Source organism: Mesorhizobium sp. AR07, assembly GCF_024746815.1.
Classification (GTDB): domain Bacteria; phylum Pseudomonadota; class Alphaproteobacteria; order Rhizobiales; family Rhizobiaceae; genus Mesorhizobium.
Genome location: NZ_CP080525.1, coordinates 3,519,400 through 3,536,370, shown reverse-complemented (window position 1 = coordinate 3,536,370; position 16,971 = coordinate 3,519,400). Strand labels below are relative to the sequence as shown.

Sequence of the window (16,971 nt, the reverse complement as noted above, 5' to 3'; positions counted from 1 at the left end):
ATGAACAAGGTCGATCGCGACATCGCCAATTTGCCCGACACGACGGTGTCGGTGAAGGAAAAATTCGGCTTCGAGTCCAAGATGGTGGTGCCGGCCTATTCGGTCACCAGCGAGCATGTGCCCGACATCGATCCGGACTATCTGTTCGACAAGAACACGACCATGGCGATCCTCGCCGGCTTTGCCTACAACCGCCGCGTCATGGTGTCGGGCTATCATGGCACTGGCAAGTCGACCCATATCGAGCAGGTCGCCGCCCGCCTCAACTGGCCTTGCGTGCGCGTCAACCTCGACAGCCATGTCAGCCGTATCGATCTCGTCGGCAAGGATGCGATCGTCGTCAAGGACGGCTTGCAGATCACCGAATTCCGCGACGGCATCCTGCCCTGGGCCTACCAGCACAATGTCGCGCTGTGCTTCGACGAGTATGACGCCGGCCGTCCGGACGTGATGTTCGTCATCCAGCGCGTGCTGGAATCGTCTGGCCGGCTGACACTGCTCGACCAGAGCCGGGTCATCCGCCCGCATCCGGCGTTCCGGCTGTTCTCGACCGCCAACACGGTTGGGCTCGGCGACACCACTGGCCTCTATCACGGCACCCAGCAGATCAACCAGGCGCAGATGGACCGCTGGTCGATCGTCACCACGCTGAACTATCTGCCGCACGACAATGAAGTCGCCATCGTGCTGGCCAAGGCCAAGCACTATCGCGACACCAAGGGCAAGGACATCGTCAACAAGATGGTGCGCGTCGCCGACATGACGCGTTCGGCCTTCATCAATGGCGATCTGTCGACCGTGATGAGCCCGCGTACCGTCATCACCTGGGCCGAGAATGCCGAGATTTTCGGCAATATCGGCATGGCATTCCGGCTGACCTTCCTCAACAAGTGCGACGAGCTCGAGCGCTCGGTGGTGGCCGAGTTCTACCAGCGCGCTTTTGGCGAGGATCTGCCCGAGAGCGCCGCCAACGTGGTGCTGGGCTAAGCAGAGCCTCGATGGCGGGTCCGGGCGACAACACGCGCAACAAGTCGAAGACGGGGTCTGAAGCCGACAGCTTCAAGCGCGCCGTCACCGTCTGCATGCGCGCCATCGCCGGCGACAAGGAACTCGAAGTCGGCTTCGCCAAGGATCGGCCGGCGCTCGCCGGCAGCCGTGCGCGACTGCCCGAACTGCCGAAGAAGGCATCGAAGACCGACATCGCCATCACCCGCGGCCTCGGCGATTCCATGGCGCTGAAGCGCGCCTGCCACGACGCGCGTATCCACACCAAGCTGGCGCCGGAAGGCAAGGCGGCCCGTGCCGTCTACGACGCGGTCGAGCAGGCCCGCGTCGAAGCGATCGGCAGCCGCGCCATGCAAGGCGTCGCCGACAATATCGGCTCGATGCTGGAGGACAAATACGCCAAGGCCAACCTCGTCGACGTCAAGGACAAGGCCGACGCGCCGATCGAGGAAGCGCTGGCGCTGATGGTGCGCGAGAAGCTGACCGGCCGCCCGATCCCGAAGAGCGGCGAGCGGCTGGTCGAACTGTGGCGTCCGTGGGTCGAGGAAAAGGCCAGCGCCGATCTCGACGGTCTTTCGGCCAAGCTCGACGACCAGCAGGCCTTCGCCCGGGTCGTGCGCGATATGCTCGCCTCCATGGAAATGGCCGAGGAACTCGGTGACGACCAGGAGACGGAAGACTCCGAGGACAATGACGACAACCAGCCGCAAGGCGAGGAGCAGAGCGAGGAGGGCGGCGAAGAGGATTCCGGCTCCGAGCAGTCGCAGTCGGAGGATGCCGAGGCTTCCGCCGACGACGAGCAGTCGGCCGAGACGGAAGCCTCCGACGCCACCGCCGACGATCTGTCCGACGATGACGATGCGGATGCCGAGACGCCCGGCGAGGCGCGCCGCAACGACAATCCCTTCACCAATCTGCCGAAAGAGATCGACTACAAGGTCTTCACCACGGCTTTCGACGAGACGGTCGGCGCCGAGGAGCTTTGCGAAGAGGAAGAGCTCGACCGGCTGCGCGCCTTCCTCGACAAGCAGCTTGCCAATCTGTCCGGCGTCGTCGGCCGGCTGGCCAACCGGCTGCAGCGCCGGCTGATGGCGCAGCAGAACCGGTCCTGGGATTTCGACCTCGAGGAAGGTTATCTCGATCCGGCGCGGCTGGTGCGCGTCGTCATCGATCCGATGCAGCCGCTGTCCTTCAAGCAGGAGCGCGACACCAAGTTCCGCGACACGGTGGTGACGCTGGTGCTCGACAATTCCGGCTCGATGCGCGGCCGGCCGATCACGGTTGCCGCCACCTGCGCCGACATCCTGGCGCGCACGTTGGAACGCTGCGGCGTCTCGGTCGAGATCCTCGGCTTCACCACGCGGGCCTGGAAGGGCGGGCAGGCGCGCGAGAAGTGGCTGAAGGACGGCAAGCCGCCGAACCCCGGCCGCCTCAACGATCTGCGCCACATCATCTACAAATCCGCCGATCATCCGTGGCGGCGGGCACGGCGCAATCTCGGCCTGATGATGCGTGAGGGCCTGCTCAAGGAAAACATCGACGGCGAGGCGCTGCTGTGGGCGCACAACCGCCTGATCGCCCGGCCGGAACAGCGCAAGATCCTGATGATGATCTCGGATGGCGCCCCGGTCGACGATTCGACGCTGTCGGTCAATCCGGGCAATTATCTCGAGCGCCATCTGCGCGCCGTCATAGAATTGATCGAGACGCGCTCGCCGGTGGAACTGCTGGCCATCGGCATCGGCCATGATGTCACCCGCTATTACAGGCGCGCCGTCACCATCGTCGATGCCGAGGAACTGGCCGGCGCGATGACCGAGCAATTGGCTTCGCTGTTCGCCGAGGAAAGCGCCCGCGACACGCGACGCGGCGGCATGCGGCGCGCCGGATGATTTTTTTGCGCGGCGGCTTCCGGCAGACGTTTTTCGCCGCCGTCGCCCTGCTTGCCGGCATGGCCTCGGCGCCTGCCGGTTCGGCCGGCTCGACTTCGGTGGAACCGGTCGAAGTCTCGGCCCGCCCGATCACCGAATTCCAGATCAGTCGCGCCGAAAAGCAGTTCGGCTCGCTCGAATTCGTCGGCGGGCTGGAGATGACGTCGCGGACACGCGATTTCGGTGCCTTGTCGGCCTTCCGCTTTCTGAGAGGCGGCAGCGATTTCATCGGCGTTGCCGAAACCGGCTTCTGGTTCTTCGGCACGGTGGTGCGCGACGCCGACAAGCGGCCGTCCGGCATCCGGAATTTCCGCATGCAGCAGATGGTCGACACATCGGGCCAGGCGATCGACAAGAAGTGGGAAGTCGACGCCGAAGGCCTCGCGGTCAAGGATGGTATCGCCACCGTCGGCTTCGAGCGCAACCACCGCGTCGCCCGGTTCAAGATCGACCCGGCCGACATGAAGGCGCCGTTGAGGCAGCTGGACTTCCTGGTGCCGGCCCGGGAGCTGCGCCAGAATCGCGGCTTCGAGACCGTCACCCATGCCAATGCCAACAGCCAGCATCAGAGCGGGCTGGTGGTGGTGTCTGAAAAGAGCCTCGACAAGGCCGGCAACATCTATGCCGCCATCATCGAAGGGCCGCACAAGGGCGTCTTCACCGTCAAGCGCAACGGCGATTTCGACATCACCGACGGCGCCTTCCTGCCGGATGGTGACCTGTTGTTGCTGGAGCGCAGCTTTTCGATGGCCAGCGGCGTCAAGATGCGGCTGCGGCGCATCCATGGCGAAAGCGTCGAGAAGGGCGCCGTCGCCGACGGGCCGGTGCTGCTGGAGGCCGACATGGGCTACCAGATCGACAATATGGAAGGGCTCGACGTCTGGACCCGCGACGACGGCGCGCTGATGGTGTCGCTGATTTCCGACGACAACCACTCGATCCTGCAGCGCAACCTCTATCTGGAATTCATCCTGCACCAGGATTGAGCGACGCTCCAACCGCGAACCTGAAGTTGAGGGTTTTCAACGGCGGTTCGATTTGGTCGGACGCCTTCCCCCACTCCGTCGCTGCTTCGCAGCGCCACCTTTCCCCCTCCGGAGGAAGAGGAAGGGAGTCTGGTTTGGCGAACGCGTGCTTTCCTCTACCCGTCGAGGGGGAAACGCCCTTCCTCTCCCCCGTCGATCGGGGGAGAGGTGTCGAGCGAAGCTCGACGGAGTGGGGGTCGACTGTTCATCACTCGATTTGCGCTCGCCAAAATACTTTAGCCTAGACTTGACAATTAACCCTGACCCCGCAATACTCAAGTCCATGCTTAACTATTCCGAGATCGACAGCATCTTGCGGGCTCTGGTCGAGCCCACACGCCGGCAGATCCTGGAACGGTTGAGCCGCGGACCGGCCACGGTCAGCCAGCTGGCGGAGCCGTTCGGCATGACGTTCGCCGCCGTGCTGCAACATTTGCAGACGCTGGAGGCCTGCGGGCTGATCCGCAGCGAAAAGATCGGCCGGGTGCGCACCTGCCGGATCGAACCGGGCGGGCTTGCCCCGCTCGCCGACTGGATCACGCAACGCCGCATACCGGCGGAACGTCACCTCGACCGTCTTGGCCAGATCCTGGCCGAGACCGACCAATCGCCCCCGAAAGCTCAAGATCAGGAAAAGGACGAACAGACATGAACCAGATCGCCCCCGTGAAAGACGAGCATTCCGTCATCCACTCCACGTTCACCATCGAGCGGACCTATCCGCAATCGCCCGCCCGCGTCTTCCATGCCTTCGCCGACAAGGCGACGGTGCGGCGCTGGCGCGTGGAAGGCGACGGTTTTACCATCGCCGAATTCAGCTTCGACTTTCGCGTCGGCGGTGGCGAGGTGTCGCGTTTCAGCTATGGCGATGGTCCGGAGGTCAGGCTCGACGCGCAGTTCCAGGACATCGTTCCCGACCAGCGCATCGTGTTTTCCTACCGGATGGCAATCGGGCCGCAGCCAATGTCGGCGTCGCTTACCACCGTCGAGTTGACGCCCTCGGGCGATGGCACGCGGCTGATCTATACCGAGCAGGGTGCCTTTTTCGACGGTGTCGATTCCGCGAAGGGACGCGAGGAAGGAACCCGTGGGCTGCTGGAAGCCCTTGCCGCGGAACTCCAGAAGTCGAAGTAAACCGATCCGCTGCCCGGCTTTCGGTCAGGATCGTGGGCTGTTGGTGGCGATCCAGATGACATGGCGCGCGCCGCGCTTGCCGTTGGCGCGCGTGTTGACCTCCTCGACCACGAAACCCGTCTGCTTCAGCCGCCGCGCAAAGCCGCTGTCGTGGGCTTGCGACCACACCGCCAGCACACCGCCCGGCTTGAGGGCGGTGCGCGCGGCTCCCAGGCCCGGCAGACTGTAAAGCGCATCGTTGGATTTGTGGACGATGCCTTCCGGGCCGTTGTCGACATCGAGCAGGATGGCGTCCCAGGCCGCGGGCTCCGATCGTATCAGCCGGCCGACATCGGTTTCGGCAACGGTGACGCGCGGATCGTCGAGGCAGCCGCCAAACAAGTCGGTCATCGGACCACGTGCCCAGGCGACGACCGCGGGCACCAGTTCCGCGACGACGATGCTGGCATCATTGCCGAGTTCGGCGAGAGCGGCGCGCAGCGTGAACCCCATACCAAGACCGCCGATCAGAACCTTCGGCTGCTGGCGGCCGGCAATCCTGTCGCAAGACAGTTTTGCCAGCGCTTCCTCCGAACCGCTGAGGCGGCTGTTCATCAGCTCGTTGGTGCCGAGCATGATCGAGAATTCGGTGCCCCGCCGCTTGAGGCGAAGCTCTTGTCCGCCATCCGGGGTCTTTGCCGAATCGAGCTGGACCCAGGGGATCATGCTCTTTGTCCGACCATGATCTTTTCCGAAAACCGGATCCGACTTTTCGCTGACGCGGTCCTTCGGTTCAGGATCATGGTCTAGGCCGCGATAGCCGGCTGGCTCCAGCGGGCGGCGAGCAACCGGTAGGGGATCAGCGCGACAATTGCGATGATCAGCTTCACGCTGAGGTCGCCAAGTGCCCAGGAAACCCAGCGCATGGCGTCGACATGGAGCACACCCATCAGCGGCGCGGTTTCGAGCGCAAAGCTGTCGTTGGGACCAGCGAAGGCGAAGGCGGCAGAGAAGGCGACGGTAAAGAACACAGCGGTGTCGAACACCGAGCCGACCAGCGTGCCGACGATCGGCGCCCGCCACCAGCTTTGCCGGCGCAGCCGGTTGAACACGGTCACGTCAAGCAGCTGCGCGCAGAGGAACGCCGCGCCGGACGCCGCCGCGATGCGCACCAGCCGGTCGGCCGCGGTCTCGAATTCGATCAGGCCGTGACGAAACAGGAAGGGCGGGACAAGGATCGAGCAGACCACCGCGGTCATGAAGCCGACAAAGACGATCCTGCGTGCCACGGCAGGCCCGTAGCGGCGGTTGGCGAGATCGGTGACCAGGAACGAGAAGGGATAGGTGAAGGCGCCCCAGGTCAGCAGGTCGGCCAGCGACAGGCCGCCGATCTGCCCTTGCATCGGGAACTGCACGAGAATGTTCGACGCCACGACGACAAGCGCCATGGCGGCCACGAAGGGCAGATATCGCGAGAAGGAATTCATTTTTTTATCCTGGGTAATGGAACCAGCGGAGCATCACACCCCTTCGGGCGGTGCTCGCTTCGTATTTTGAGCATCGGATTGCCGAACCTTGCGGATCGATCCGATGCCCAGGGCGGTCGTCCCCCGCCTTAAACGATGTTAAGCTGCAACCTGTTCGGCGAGCTTCTTGGCAATCTGCTTCTTCAAGAGACGCGCGCGCTGCGACAATTCCTTGACGTCGGCCTTGGCCAGGAAAGCGTCCAGACCGCCGCGATGTTCGACCGAACGCAGCGCGTTGGCGGAAATGCGCAGGCGCACATTCTGGTTCAGCGCTTCCGAAATCAGCGTCACATTGACGAGGTTCGGCAGGAAGCGACGCCTGGTCTTGTTGTTGGCGTGGCTCACATTGTTGCCGGACATGACTGCCTTGGCAGTGAGTTCGCAGGTGCGGGACATTGTTCTAACCTTCAGTTCTCGGGGTCTGCCAAACATTCAAGCCCACGCCGGGTGGCGCGCGGTTCTGGTCAGGCGGCCTTATGGAAAAAGTTGGCGTTCCATAGTTGCATTTCGCCGAGGCGTCAAGCTCCGGCTTCCCCACGGACGCGCCCGGCATTTCATATTAAGGCCGGATTTCATCCTATAAGCGGTCTGATAGGGACATGCCAGCCCGGAGTTGCCCGCCTCCGGCCAAAAACAAGGACCCGATCCCGCCATGCCTCGTTCGTCTCATGCCCTTGTTGCCGTGCTTGCCATTGCCTTGCCGTCCGCCGCCACAGCTGCCTCGCCGCAATCGTTCAAGGGCGAGTACACGGTGTCGTTCTTCGGTCTTTCAATAGCGAAATCAACGTTTTCCAGCCACTATGAGAACGGAGCCTACGCGATCGAAGGCAGCGTCAAGGCCGCGGGCCTTGCCAAGCTGTTCGACGATACGCGCGGCACGATCTCATCCAAAGGCACGATTGCGGACAAGAAAATGGTGCCGCAGGCGTTCCGTGCCGATTACACCTCCGGCAAGAAGGCCTCGGTGGTCGACATCCGCTTCACCAATGGCACGGTCACCTCGACGCAGGTCATCCCGGCGCCGGGCAAGCGCGACCCCAAGGACTGGGTGCCGCTTGGCGCCAGCGACCTGTCGTCGGTGCTCGACCCGATGGCCGCCACCGTCATCCATGCCGACAGCCTCGACCAGGTCTGCGGCCGCACGGTGAAGTTCTATGATGGCGAGATGCGTGCCGACCTGACGCTGACCTATGCCTCGAAAGGCACGATCTCGGTGCCGGGCTACAAGGGCGACACCGTCACCTGCCGGATGGGTTTCGAGCCGGTGTCGGGCTACCGCAAAGGTCGCAAGGCGCTCAATTATCTGAAGGACCGCAGCCGCATGATGGTGACGTTTGCGCCGCTCGGCCAAACCGGCGTATATGCGCCGATCCACGCCACGGTCGAGACGCAGATCGGTACCTTGACCATCAGCGCCGGACGTTTCGAAGCGGTACAATAGGCGCGCTACTGGAGACAGAATGGGCGCGCCACTGGAGACAGAATGGGGCGCGCAACACTGATCGGCTTTTCGGCGGTCGCCATGTGGGCGCTGCTGGCGTTGCTCACGGATGCATCCGGCAAGGTGCCGCCGTTCCTGTTGTCGGCAATCACCTTCTCGATCGGCACCGGCGTCGGGCTTGTCGCACGGCTGTTCATGCCCGCCGCCGACAAGAACCAGAAGATACCGCCGCAAGTGTGGCTGATCGGCATTGCCGGCCTGTTCGGCTACCACTTCTTCTACTTCACCGCGCTGCGCAATGCGCCGGCGGTGGAGGCGAGCCTGATCGCCTATCTGTGGCCTCTGCTGATCGTGCTGGGGTGGGCGCTGATGCCGGGCGAGCGCCTGGCCTGGAACCATGTCGTCGGCGCGCTGCTCGGCCTTGCCGGTACCGTGCTGATCGTCACCAAGGGCGGCGGGCTGGCGTTCGACGCCCAGTATGCCTTCGGCTATGCCATGGCCGCCGTCTGCGCCGTGCTGTGGTCGTCCTATTCGCTTTTGTCGCGACGCTTCCCGTCGGTGCCGACCAGCATCGTCACCTGGTTCTGCGCCGCGACAGCGGTGCTGTCGCTCGCCTGCCATCTGGCGCTGGAACAGACCGTGCTGCCGGACGGCGCCGGCCAGTGGCTTGCCGTGCTCGGCCTTGGCCTGATGCCGGTCGGTGCTGCCTTCTATGCCTGGGACATCGGCGTCAAGCGCGGCAACATCCAGGTGCTGGGTGCTGCAAGCTACGCGGCGCCGCTGTTGTCGACGCTGGTGCTGATCGCCGCCGGTGTCGCCGAGCCGTCGCTGCGCATCCTCGCCGCCTGCGTGCTGATCACCGGCGGGGCGGCACTTGCGGCAAAGTCCCTGTTCCAGCGCAAGCCGGCCGAGACTGAGAGCGGAGCCAAGGCATCCGAAAACGGAGCCGGGGCATGACGATGCCGTTCCCAGGCGGCATCGACGCCAACGCCAATGCGACGCTGATCTTTTCGCTGGCGGCGGCGGTGATCTATGCTTTCACGCTAGGCATGCCGCCGAGGCTTGCCCGCTCGGCTGCAAAGACGCTCGCCGTGGCGATGCTTGCCGTGCTGGCGGCGCTGCAGGGCGGCCCGCTGCTGCTGGTCATTGCGCTCGCGCTCAGCGCCGTCGGCGACGCCTTCCTGTCGCGCGATGGCGAAAAGGCGTTTCTCGGCGGGCTGGCCAGTTTTCTCGTCGCCCACATCGTCTATGTCGCGCTGTTCCTGCGCAACGGTGGCGGGTTGACACTGCTTGGCGCCGAACCGTGGCGCGGGGCGATCGTCCTGGCCATGGTCGTGTTCGCGATCGTCATGCTGGCGGCGCTGAGGCGGCGCGTCGGTCCCGGTTTGCGTGTTCCGATCGTTGTCTATGTCGCGGCCATCCTGGCGATGGGAATCTCGGCGCTCACCACCAGCAACGCTTGGGTGATCAGTGGTGCCGTGTCGTTCATGGCATCGGACGGGTTGCTCGCCGCGGAAAAATTCCTGGTGGCCGCCATCTCGCCGCATCGCGTCTGGATGCGCTTCGCCGTCTGGGTACTCTACTACGCCGCCCAACTGGCGATCACCCTGGGGTTCCTGCTGCGTTAGGGTGTTCCAGGCTGCCAGCCCGGCTCAGCCAGCTCGAACGCGGCAAACTCAAAGCCCGGCGCGACGGTGCAGCCGACCAGCGTCCATTCGCCCAGGCTGCGCGCCGATTGCCACCAGCCGGCCGGCACGACGATCTGCGGCCGCTCGCCCGCCGCAAGGTCGGTGCCGAGCACCTGCTCGACCACGGCACCATCTTCCTCGCTCATCGACAGCGCCAGCGGGGCACCGGCATGGAAATGCCAGACCTCGGTGGCGTCCTTGACCCGGTGCCAGGCCGAAACCTGATGCCGTTCCAGCAGGAAATAGATCGCGGTCGAATGGCCGCGCGCGCCGCCAGCGCCATCACGAAAGGTCTCCGCATACCAGCCGCCTTCCGGATGCGGCTTCAGACCGAGGATCGCGATGATTTCGGCAGCAGCGGTCATGGGTTCCAACGTTCAGAAATTGTCCTTGCGCCTGCGGATTTCGGCGAACACCTCGGCGTCCGAGGCTTTCTCCAGCCCAAGATGCTTGCGGATCGCCGGATCGTGCCAGCGCAGGAACGGATTGGTCGACAGTTCCTCGCCGATCGTCGTCGGCAGCGTCGCCTTGTTGTCGGCCCGCAGCGCCTCGATCTTGGCGGCACGCTCCTTCAGCGCCGAATTGGTCGGGTCGACAGTCAGCGCGAAACGGGCGTTGGAGAGCGTGTATTCGTGGCCGCAATAGATTGTTGTGGCGGCGGGAAGCGCTGCGAGCTTCTTCAACGAGTCATACATGACCGGCGGCTTGCATTCGAACAGTCGCCCGCAGCCCAGCGCAAACAGCGTGTCGGCGGTGAACGCCACTTTCGATGCAGGCAAGTAGTAGGAGACGTGGCCGGCGGTGTGGCCGGGCGTGGCGATCACCTCGATCCGCTCGTCGCCGAGATGAATGACGGACCCCTCTTCGACGGTCTCGTCGATGCCGGGGATCTTGGCCTTCTCCGCTTCCGGGCCGACGATACGCAGCTTGAAGCGCTCCTTCAGCGCCAGATTGGCTTCGATGTGATCGACATGATGATGCGTGGTCAGGATCATCGTCGGCGTCCAGCCGGTGCGCTTGAGCGCGGCCAGGATCGGCGCTTCCTCGGGCGCGTCGATGATCGCGGTCTGACCGCTTTTCGGGTCATGCACCAGCACGCCGAAATTGTCGCTGCGGCACATGAACTGTTCGATTTCGACCGGCATCGCATCTATCTCCATTGTCGCCGCAGACATAGAGCGTCGGCGCGCCGATGTCATCCCAGGAATGTCCAACGACACCTCGGGAATGTCGAATGACATTCTGGAATGTCGGGCTCATCGAGGCCTTTTGTTGAAACCCGCCGATATCACGGCTACATCGCTGACATGCATTCCGACATCGTCGATCTTCGCTCCTTCTATTCGACAACACTCGGCCGGTTCGCCGAGCGCTCGATCACCATGGCGTTGTCGTCGATCTGGGCAGCCGTACCCAACGAGCGGCTGGTCGGCCTCGGCTACACCTTGCCGTGGCTGGAGCGCTTCGGCACGGACGCCGAGCGGGTCTTCGCCTTCATGCCGGCAACGCAAGGCGCGGTGGTCTGGCCAGCGACGGGGCCGACGGCGACGGCACTGGTCTTCGACGAGGAACTGCCGCTGGTCGATTCCTGCATCGACCGCATGCTGCTCGTCCATTCGCTCGAACATGTCGAAAACCCGCGCGAAACGCTGAACGAGATCTGGCGGGTGCTGTCGCCGGCGGGGCGCGTCGTCATCGTGGTGCCCAACCGGCGCGGTGTCTGGGCGCGCTTCGAGCACACGCCGTTCGGCAATGGCCGGCCCTTCTCGCGCGGCCAGCTGACCGAGCTGCTGCGCGAAGCGAATTTCACGCCCGCGTCCTGGTCGGATGCGCTGTTCTTCCCGCCGTCGCGGCGGCGTTTCATGATGCGCTTTCACAATGTGCTGGAACGCGCCGGCCGGCGGCTGTGGCCGATCTTTTCCGGTGTCATCGTCGTCGAAGCGCAGAAACGGCTCTATCAAGGCGTGCCGGTCGCCCAGCGCGCCTCGCGCCGCGTCTTCGTGCCGGTGCTGTCGCCGCACGGCGCCACGCGGCTAGGCCGCCGGGCCGAGGCCGAGGCAGCGACATCGTTGGCTCGCCGGGTGACACCTTCGTGATCATGGTGAAAATTTGCGACGCGCGGCGTTTCCCGACCTATCTGTCGTTCGCGGCCCGTTGAAAGACCAATGCCGTCAGTTCTCTCCATCCGGTTTCAGCACGCAATCTGAACGCAAGGACCACTGACATGGCTGATCAGCTGGACAAAGACGCTACCGCTCAGCCGGTTGCCGTGACGGTCGAGGCCAGCAGCCTGCGCGATCAGGTGGCGACGATCAGGCGGGCGCTGACGGGATCTCCGGTTCGCAAGACACTGCTCTGGATGTCGGCCGGCATCATGGCCGTGATCATCGCAACGTCGATCGGCCAGGTCCTGCTCAACCGCTGGAACCAGCCTTTCTACGATGCGCTTGCGCGCCGCGACATGGCGGCCTTCCTGCACCAGCTTCTCGTCTTCGCGGCAATCGCAGGCGGGCTTCTGGTGCTCAATATCGGCCAGACCTGGCTCAACCAGATGATCAGGCTGAAGTTGCGCGAGGCGTTGACGCTGGACTTGATCGAGCAGTGGATGCGGCCGGCACGCGCCTTCCGGCTGGCCAATGCCGGCGCCATCGGCGTCAATCCCGACCAGCGCATGCAGCAGGATGCCGCGCATCTTAGCGACCTGTCGACCGATCTCGGCGTCGGGTTGCTGCAGTCGTGCATCCTGCTCGTGTCCTTCGTCGGCGTGTTGTGGGAACTGTCCGCGGGCTTCGTCTTCCACATTGGCGGCACCTCGCTGGCCATACCGGGCTACATGGTCTGGGCCGCCATCCTTTATGCCGGCACCGCCTCCTGGCTGAGCTGGCTGGTCGGTCGGCCACTCATCCGCCTCAACAGTGACCGCTACACGCGGGAAGCGGAGCTGCGCTCTTCGATGGTGCGCGTCAACGAGAATGTCGATGCCATTGCGCTGTACCATGGCGAGGCCGACGCCAGGCGACGGCTCGGGCTCGACCTGGACACGGTGCTGGGCGCCATGCGGCGCATCTACACCGCCCAGATCAACCTGTCCTGGGTGACCGATACCTATGGCTGGATCACCGTCGTGGCGCCCATCCTGGTCGCGTCGCCGGTCTATTTCTCAGGCGATATCAGCTTTGGCGGGCTGATGATGGCGGTCGGCGCCTTCAACCAGGTCCACTCTTCCCTGCGTTGGTTCATCAACAACATCGGCAGCATCGCCGATTGGCGCGCCACGCTGATGCGCGTCGCCGACTTCCGCATCGCGCTCGATGAAACCGATGTACTGCATGACAAGGAAAGGCGCATCGAGTTCGGTGACAACGCCAATGGCAACCTGACTTTCGAGAAGCTGGAAGTGGCCTCGCCGGAGGGCTGCACTAGGCTCGGCGACCAGCATGTCGAAATCCGCCCCGGCGAGCGCGTCATGATCACCGGCGACCCGGGCGCGGGCAAGACGTTGTTCTTCCGCGCCATTGCCGGCCTGTGGCCGTGGGGAAGCGGGCGGATCGGCCTGCCGGCGGGAGAAACCCCCATATTCGTGCCGCGCGTTCCGTATTTCCCGGCGGGTACGTTGCGCGAGGTTCTCGATCACCCGAACGGACCAGCACCTGCGAGTGATGCCGACATTTCGGCGGTGCTTGCCGAGGTCGGTCTTGAACGGCTGTCTTCGTCGCTCGACCGCGCCGGACGCTGGGAGCATGAACTGGGCGATGACGAACAGCGCTCGCTGGCCTTCGCCAGGCTCGCCTTGCGACAGCCGAAATGGGTGATCATCGACGAAGCCATGGACGCATTCGACGGACCCTCACTGCGGCGCGTGCTGTCGATGCTGGAGAAGCGCTTGCCCGAGGCCGCGATCCTCAACATCGGGCGCGGCCTGCACAACAATCATTTCTTTCCGCGTGCGTTGACGATCGTCAAGGATTCCGGCGCACCGGCGCTGAAACCTGCCCGCGTCAGAGCCGGCGCGATCGACCCGCCGCCAGCTGGCGCCCGCCGCAAAAAGTAGGCTGTCTTCCTGGGTTACGGGCGCCAAGCTTTATTTTGCCGTGATCGCAAGGGAAGCTTGCCCCGAAGAAACAACCTTGGCGCCGGCCATGCTTGATGCGCTCCGCCTGCTTGCCTGTCTTGCCTGCGCCCAGGCAGCTCCCATCGCCGCGCCACGGGATGGGCTGGCCGTGGACGTCAAGCTGGTGCTGGCGGTCGACATCTCGCTGTCGATGGACGAGAAGGAGTTCGCCCTGCAGCGCGCCGGCTATGTCGAGGCACTGCGGCATGCCGATTTCATCCAGGCTGTCCGTGCCGGCAATACGGGCCGCATCGCGCTCGCCTATTTCGAATGGGCCGGCACGGTGCGCGACGACGGGGTCATCGACTGGCAAATCATCGACAGCGCCGAGAGCGCCAACAGCTTTGCCGACAAGGTCGCGGCGCGCCCGTTCCGGAGCTTCCGCGGCACCTCGATTTCCGGCGCGCTGGTTTTCGGCGCCGGGCTTTTCGATCGCACGTCCTTCGAGGGCGAACGCAGCGTCATCGATATATCAGGCGATGGCCCCAACAATATCGGGCCGCCGGTCACCGCGACGCGTGATGCGGCAATCGCCAAGGGCATCGTTATCAACGGCCTGCCGATCCTGATCAGCCCGTCGCCAACCTTCAGCCATCTCGACCAGTACTATGCGCAGTGCGTGACCGGAGGGCCTGGATCCTTCGTGCTGCCGATTTATGGGGCCGCCGAATTTTCGACGGCTATCCGCCGCAAGCTGATCCTGGAGGTCAGCGGCAGTCAGGATAAGTCCAGGGTCATCCCCGTCGACGCTGCCGCGCCTATCGACTGCCTGCAAGGCGAGCGAGACAGACGGCTTCTTTCGGACCCGTATTTTCCGGAACTCGACCGATAAGCACAGTGTCAGGCCGGCCGGGCGCCGAACTTCTGCCGAAACTCATCGTGGAGGTCGCGGCGCCAGCGTCGGCCATAGACATAGCCATTGATCAGCTCGGGCAGCGAATAGCCGAGGTCTTTCGACGAGCGGTTGGCCATGTAGCCTGAGAAGGCTTCCGGGATCCGGCACTTCAGAATATCGGAAACGATCTGCCGTGTGATCATGTAGGGCGGAATGTGCGGGTAGGAGCGGGCAATATTCGGGTGTTTGCGCATCAGGTTCGCATAGGCTTCGACATAGCCGCGGCGACGTCGCGAAATCGAATTCTCCGAATTGTGCTTCGTCCAGTCGATATTCTGGGACAATTGCGCGCCGAAGCGCCGGGCAAGGCGCAGCAGCAATTCCCGATCTTGCATCCGGGCGATGTCGCTGTCGTAGCCGCCGATGGCCAGCAAGGCCTCGCGGCGGGCTGTTATCGCCGATCCTGCGATCAAGATCGTCTCCGCGACCAGCGTTCGCTCGAGCGTGGCCGAGTTAAGGAACGCATCGCGATTGACGCAATTGGTGGCGCGTCCGCCCTTCAGGGAGATATAGGAGCTGATCAGCACTTCGAGCCCCGGGTCGGCATCGAACCAGGTCAGGGTCCGTTCAAGCCTGTGCGGCAGATAGACGTCGTCGGAATCGAGAAACGTCACGACGGGTGCTCGCGCTCGCTCGATGCCCGCATTCCTGGCGGCATTGGCGCCTCGCCATTTCGCGCCGATATAGATCAGTCGCGGATCGCGAATGCGGGCCAGCGCCGCCGCGGTTCCGTCCGTCGAGCCATCGTCGATGACAATATGCTCGAACCTCGACATGCTCTGGGAAAGTACGCTTTCCACGGCGCGCAACACCGCTTCCCGCCTGTTGTGGGTCGGCGTGATCACTGTGATGAGAGGAGCCTGCTCAGTCTTCCCGGTCATGTTGCGTCAGCCATTTCCAGCACAAAAATGCGCCTCCTGCCAGGTCTTTCGATCCTCAGGACGGTCAAATGGATCGGACTCCCCCTTCCATATCCCCTGTATTCGCCATGACGCTACAGAAAACAGGCGCCCGTGTCACCCCATCATGATGCTGCGCGATGCGCGGGACATGACGAATTCCAAGTGTAGCGCTTCAACTGCAACACTATTGCGACGGGATTTGCTTGCAAATCGCTCCCGTGACGACACCGCCATCGATGGCGGATCGCATGGATCCCATTACGTCTGACATAATCGCATCGCGGCCGGTGTTTGGGCAGATTGCCCATCGCGAGGCCGGCTGGTCGGCTTCCGTTCCAGAGGAGTACAGTCATGACTGCTTACGCCGTTGCCCATATGCGCCAGGCCCGGATGGGTCCGCAGCTTATCGAATATCTGCACAAGATCGATGCCACGCTGGAGCCGTTCGGCGGCCGCTTTCTGGTTCATGGCGGGAATGTGGAGGTGATCGAAAACAAATGGTCGGGCCACCTGATCATCATCGAATTTCCCGACAGGCAGCAAGTGCGCAACTGGTACTATTCAGCCGCCTATCAGGCGATACTGACGTTGCGGACCAACAACTCGGAATCCGACGTGATCTTCGTCGATGGGGTCGAGCATCCGCATAAGGCCACGGACGTCCTGGAATAGGGGCGGCGAGCGGCTCCTATCGTTTCAGCAGGAACACCGCCTGCTGGCCGAAGAAGTTCCAGAACCACCAGGGCATCGACAGGCCGATCTTCTGGCCGTTGTCGTCGAGTGCTGTTGCCTTTTCCACTGTCGCGCCAAGCTCGTCGCACAAATTGACGAAGTCGCGGATGGTGCAAAAGTGGATGTTGGGCGTGTCGTACCAGGAATAGGGCAAATCCTTCGTCACCGGCATGCGGCCGTTGACGAACAGCGACAGGCGTACCCGCCAATGGCCGAAATTGGGGAAGGACACGATGGCGCGATTGCCGATCCTGAGCAGCTCGTCGAGCACCAGCTTCGGATTGCGGGTGGCCTGCAGGGTCTGCGACAGGACGACGAAATCGAAGCCTTTGTCGGGATAGAATTCGAGATCCGTGTCGGCATCGCCCTGGATGACCGAGAGGCCGCGCGCCACGCATTCGTTGACGCCACGCTGCGACAGCTCAAGTCCGCGACCGTCGACCTGCTTGCTGTCCTGCAGCAATTCGAGCAGCGAGCCATCGCCCGAGCCGACATCGAGCACACGGGACCGTGGCGGGATGAGGTTGGCGACGACCTCGAGATCGACGCGGTGGTCGCGGTTGACGCTCATGATTTCGCCTCCTGCCTGGCGCATGATCCCG

At 63.7% G+C, this 16,971-nt stretch carries 19 protein-coding genes; 12 read left to right on the top strand and 7 right to left on the bottom strand.

Annotated elements, in window-relative coordinates; genetic code table 11:
• From cobS to BPNPMPFG_RS17995, 5 genes are all read left to right on the top strand, one after another.
• Positions 1-987 carry a cobaltochelatase subunit CobS gene (gene cobS / locus BPNPMPFG_RS18015; RefSeq protein ID WP_258590079.1) on the top strand — a complete coding sequence of 329 codons (987 nt, stop codon included), beginning with the start codon at positions 1-3 and terminating at the stop codon, positions 985-987.
• Positions 988-998: 11 nt separating this feature from the next.
• Positions 999-2,897: a cobaltochelatase subunit CobT gene (cobT, locus tag BPNPMPFG_RS18010; protein ID WP_258590078.1), complete on the top strand. Its 1,899-nt coding sequence runs from the start codon at positions 999-1,001 to the stop codon at positions 2,895-2,897.
• A complete protein-coding gene (locus tag BPNPMPFG_RS18005; protein WP_258590077.1) occupies positions 2,894-3,922 on the top strand; it encodes an esterase-like activity of phytase family protein in 1,029 nt (342 codons plus the stop codon). Before cobT ends, BPNPMPFG_RS18005 begins: the two co-directional genes overlap by 4 nt.
• A 322-nt stretch (positions 3,923-4,244) precedes the next feature.
• Positions 4,245-4,613, top strand: a complete 369-nt coding sequence (locus BPNPMPFG_RS18000) for an ArsR/SmtB family transcription factor (protein ID WP_258590076.1) — start codon at positions 4,245-4,247, stop codon at positions 4,611-4,613.
• Positions 4,610-5,095, top strand: coding sequence for an SRPBCC family protein (locus BPNPMPFG_RS17995; RefSeq protein ID WP_258590075.1), 486 nt, complete (start codon positions 4,610-4,612; stop codon positions 5,093-5,095). Before BPNPMPFG_RS18000 ends, BPNPMPFG_RS17995 begins: the two co-directional genes overlap by 4 nt.
• 24 nt (positions 5,096-5,119) lie before the next feature.
• Here the strand turns inward: BPNPMPFG_RS17995 and BPNPMPFG_RS17990 are convergent, their stop codons facing one another.
• The 3 genes from BPNPMPFG_RS17990 to rpmB form a co-directional block, all read right to left on the bottom strand.
• Positions 5,120-5,800, bottom strand: coding sequence for a spermidine synthase family protein (locus tag BPNPMPFG_RS17990; protein WP_258590074.1), 681 nt, complete (start codon positions 5,798-5,800; stop codon positions 5,120-5,122).
• Between the two features lie 80 nt (positions 5,801-5,880).
• On the bottom strand, positions 5,881-6,561 hold the full coding sequence (locus tag BPNPMPFG_RS17985) for a queuosine precursor transporter (protein ID WP_258590073.1): 681 nt from the start codon (positions 6,559-6,561) through the stop codon (positions 5,881-5,883).
• 138 nt (positions 6,562-6,699) lie between these two features.
• Positions 6,700-6,996 (bottom strand): 50S ribosomal protein L28, encoded by a 297-nt coding sequence (rpmB, locus tag BPNPMPFG_RS17980; protein WP_258590072.1) that lies wholly within the window; start codon positions 6,994-6,996, stop codon positions 6,700-6,702.
• A 256-nt stretch (positions 6,997-7,252) separates the two neighbouring features.
• On the opposite strand from rpmB, the gene BPNPMPFG_RS17975 reads away from it, so the two are divergent.
• From BPNPMPFG_RS17975 to BPNPMPFG_RS17965, 3 genes are read left to right on the top strand one after another with little or no spacing between them, the layout of a single operon-like run.
• Positions 7,253-8,041 (top strand): DUF3108 domain-containing protein, encoded by a 789-nt coding sequence (locus BPNPMPFG_RS17975; RefSeq protein ID WP_258590071.1) that lies wholly within the window; start codon positions 7,253-7,255, stop codon positions 8,039-8,041.
• A gap of 42 nt (positions 8,042-8,083) precedes the next feature.
• Complete coding sequence (gene yddG, locus BPNPMPFG_RS17970) at positions 8,084-8,998, top strand: aromatic amino acid exporter YddG (RefSeq protein ID WP_258590070.1); 915 nt, start codon at positions 8,084-8,086, stop codon at positions 8,996-8,998.
• Entirely contained in the window at positions 8,995-9,669 is a 675-nt protein-coding gene (locus BPNPMPFG_RS17965) for a lysoplasmalogenase (RefSeq protein ID WP_258590069.1), read from the top strand. Before yddG ends, BPNPMPFG_RS17965 begins: the two co-directional genes overlap by 4 nt.
• On the opposite strand, the gene BPNPMPFG_RS17960 is transcribed toward BPNPMPFG_RS17965, so the two are convergent.
• Entirely contained in the window at positions 9,666-10,094 is a 429-nt protein-coding gene (locus BPNPMPFG_RS17960; protein ID WP_258590068.1) for a cupin domain-containing protein, read from the bottom strand. The genes BPNPMPFG_RS17965 and BPNPMPFG_RS17960 overlap by 4 nt on opposite strands.
• Positions 10,095-10,106: 12 nt before the next feature.
• Positions 10,107-10,874: a hydroxyacylglutathione hydrolase gene (gloB, locus tag BPNPMPFG_RS17955; RefSeq protein ID WP_258590067.1), complete on the bottom strand. Its 768-nt coding sequence runs from the start codon at positions 10,872-10,874 to the stop codon at positions 10,107-10,109.
• A 162-nt stretch (positions 10,875-11,036) separates the two neighbouring features.
• Here gloB and BPNPMPFG_RS17950 point away from each other — a divergent pair, with 162 nt between their 5' ends.
• From BPNPMPFG_RS17950 to BPNPMPFG_RS17940, 3 genes are all read left to right on the top strand, one after another.
• Positions 11,037-11,825, top strand: a complete 789-nt coding sequence (locus tag BPNPMPFG_RS17950; RefSeq protein ID WP_258590066.1) for a class I SAM-dependent methyltransferase — start codon at positions 11,037-11,039, stop codon at positions 11,823-11,825.
• A gap of 128 nt (positions 11,826-11,953) precedes the next feature.
• Positions 11,954-13,780 (top strand): ABC transporter ATP-binding protein/permease, encoded by a 1,827-nt coding sequence (locus BPNPMPFG_RS17945; RefSeq protein WP_258590065.1) that lies wholly within the window; start codon positions 11,954-11,956, stop codon positions 13,778-13,780.
• Positions 13,781-13,868: 88 nt separating this feature from the next.
• The gene (locus tag BPNPMPFG_RS17940) at positions 13,869-14,672 is read left to right on the top strand and encodes a DUF1194 domain-containing protein (RefSeq protein WP_258590064.1); all 804 of its coding nucleotides are present in this window, start codon (positions 13,869-13,871) and stop codon (positions 14,670-14,672) included.
• Positions 14,673-14,680: 8 nt separating this feature from the next.
• Here the strand turns inward: BPNPMPFG_RS17940 and BPNPMPFG_RS17935 are convergent, their stop codons facing one another.
• Positions 14,681-15,616 carry a glycosyltransferase family 2 protein gene (locus BPNPMPFG_RS17935; protein ID WP_258590063.1) on the bottom strand — a complete coding sequence of 312 codons (936 nt, stop codon included), beginning with the start codon at positions 15,614-15,616 and terminating at the stop codon, positions 14,681-14,683.
• 372 nt (positions 15,617-15,988) lie between these two features.
• Here BPNPMPFG_RS17935 and BPNPMPFG_RS17930 point away from each other — a divergent pair, with 372 nt between their 5' ends.
• Positions 15,989-16,309 carry a DUF1330 domain-containing protein gene (locus BPNPMPFG_RS17930; protein ID WP_258590062.1) on the top strand — a complete coding sequence of 107 codons (321 nt, stop codon included), beginning with the start codon at positions 15,989-15,991 and terminating at the stop codon, positions 16,307-16,309.
• Positions 16,310-16,325: 16 nt separating this feature from the next.
• Here BPNPMPFG_RS17930 and metW read toward each other — a convergent pair whose 3' ends face one another.
• Positions 16,326-16,940 carry a methionine biosynthesis protein MetW gene (gene metW, locus BPNPMPFG_RS17925; RefSeq protein ID WP_258590061.1) on the bottom strand — a complete coding sequence of 205 codons (615 nt, stop codon included), beginning with the start codon at positions 16,938-16,940 and terminating at the stop codon, positions 16,326-16,328.
• Positions 16,941-16,971: the final 31 nt, after the last annotated feature.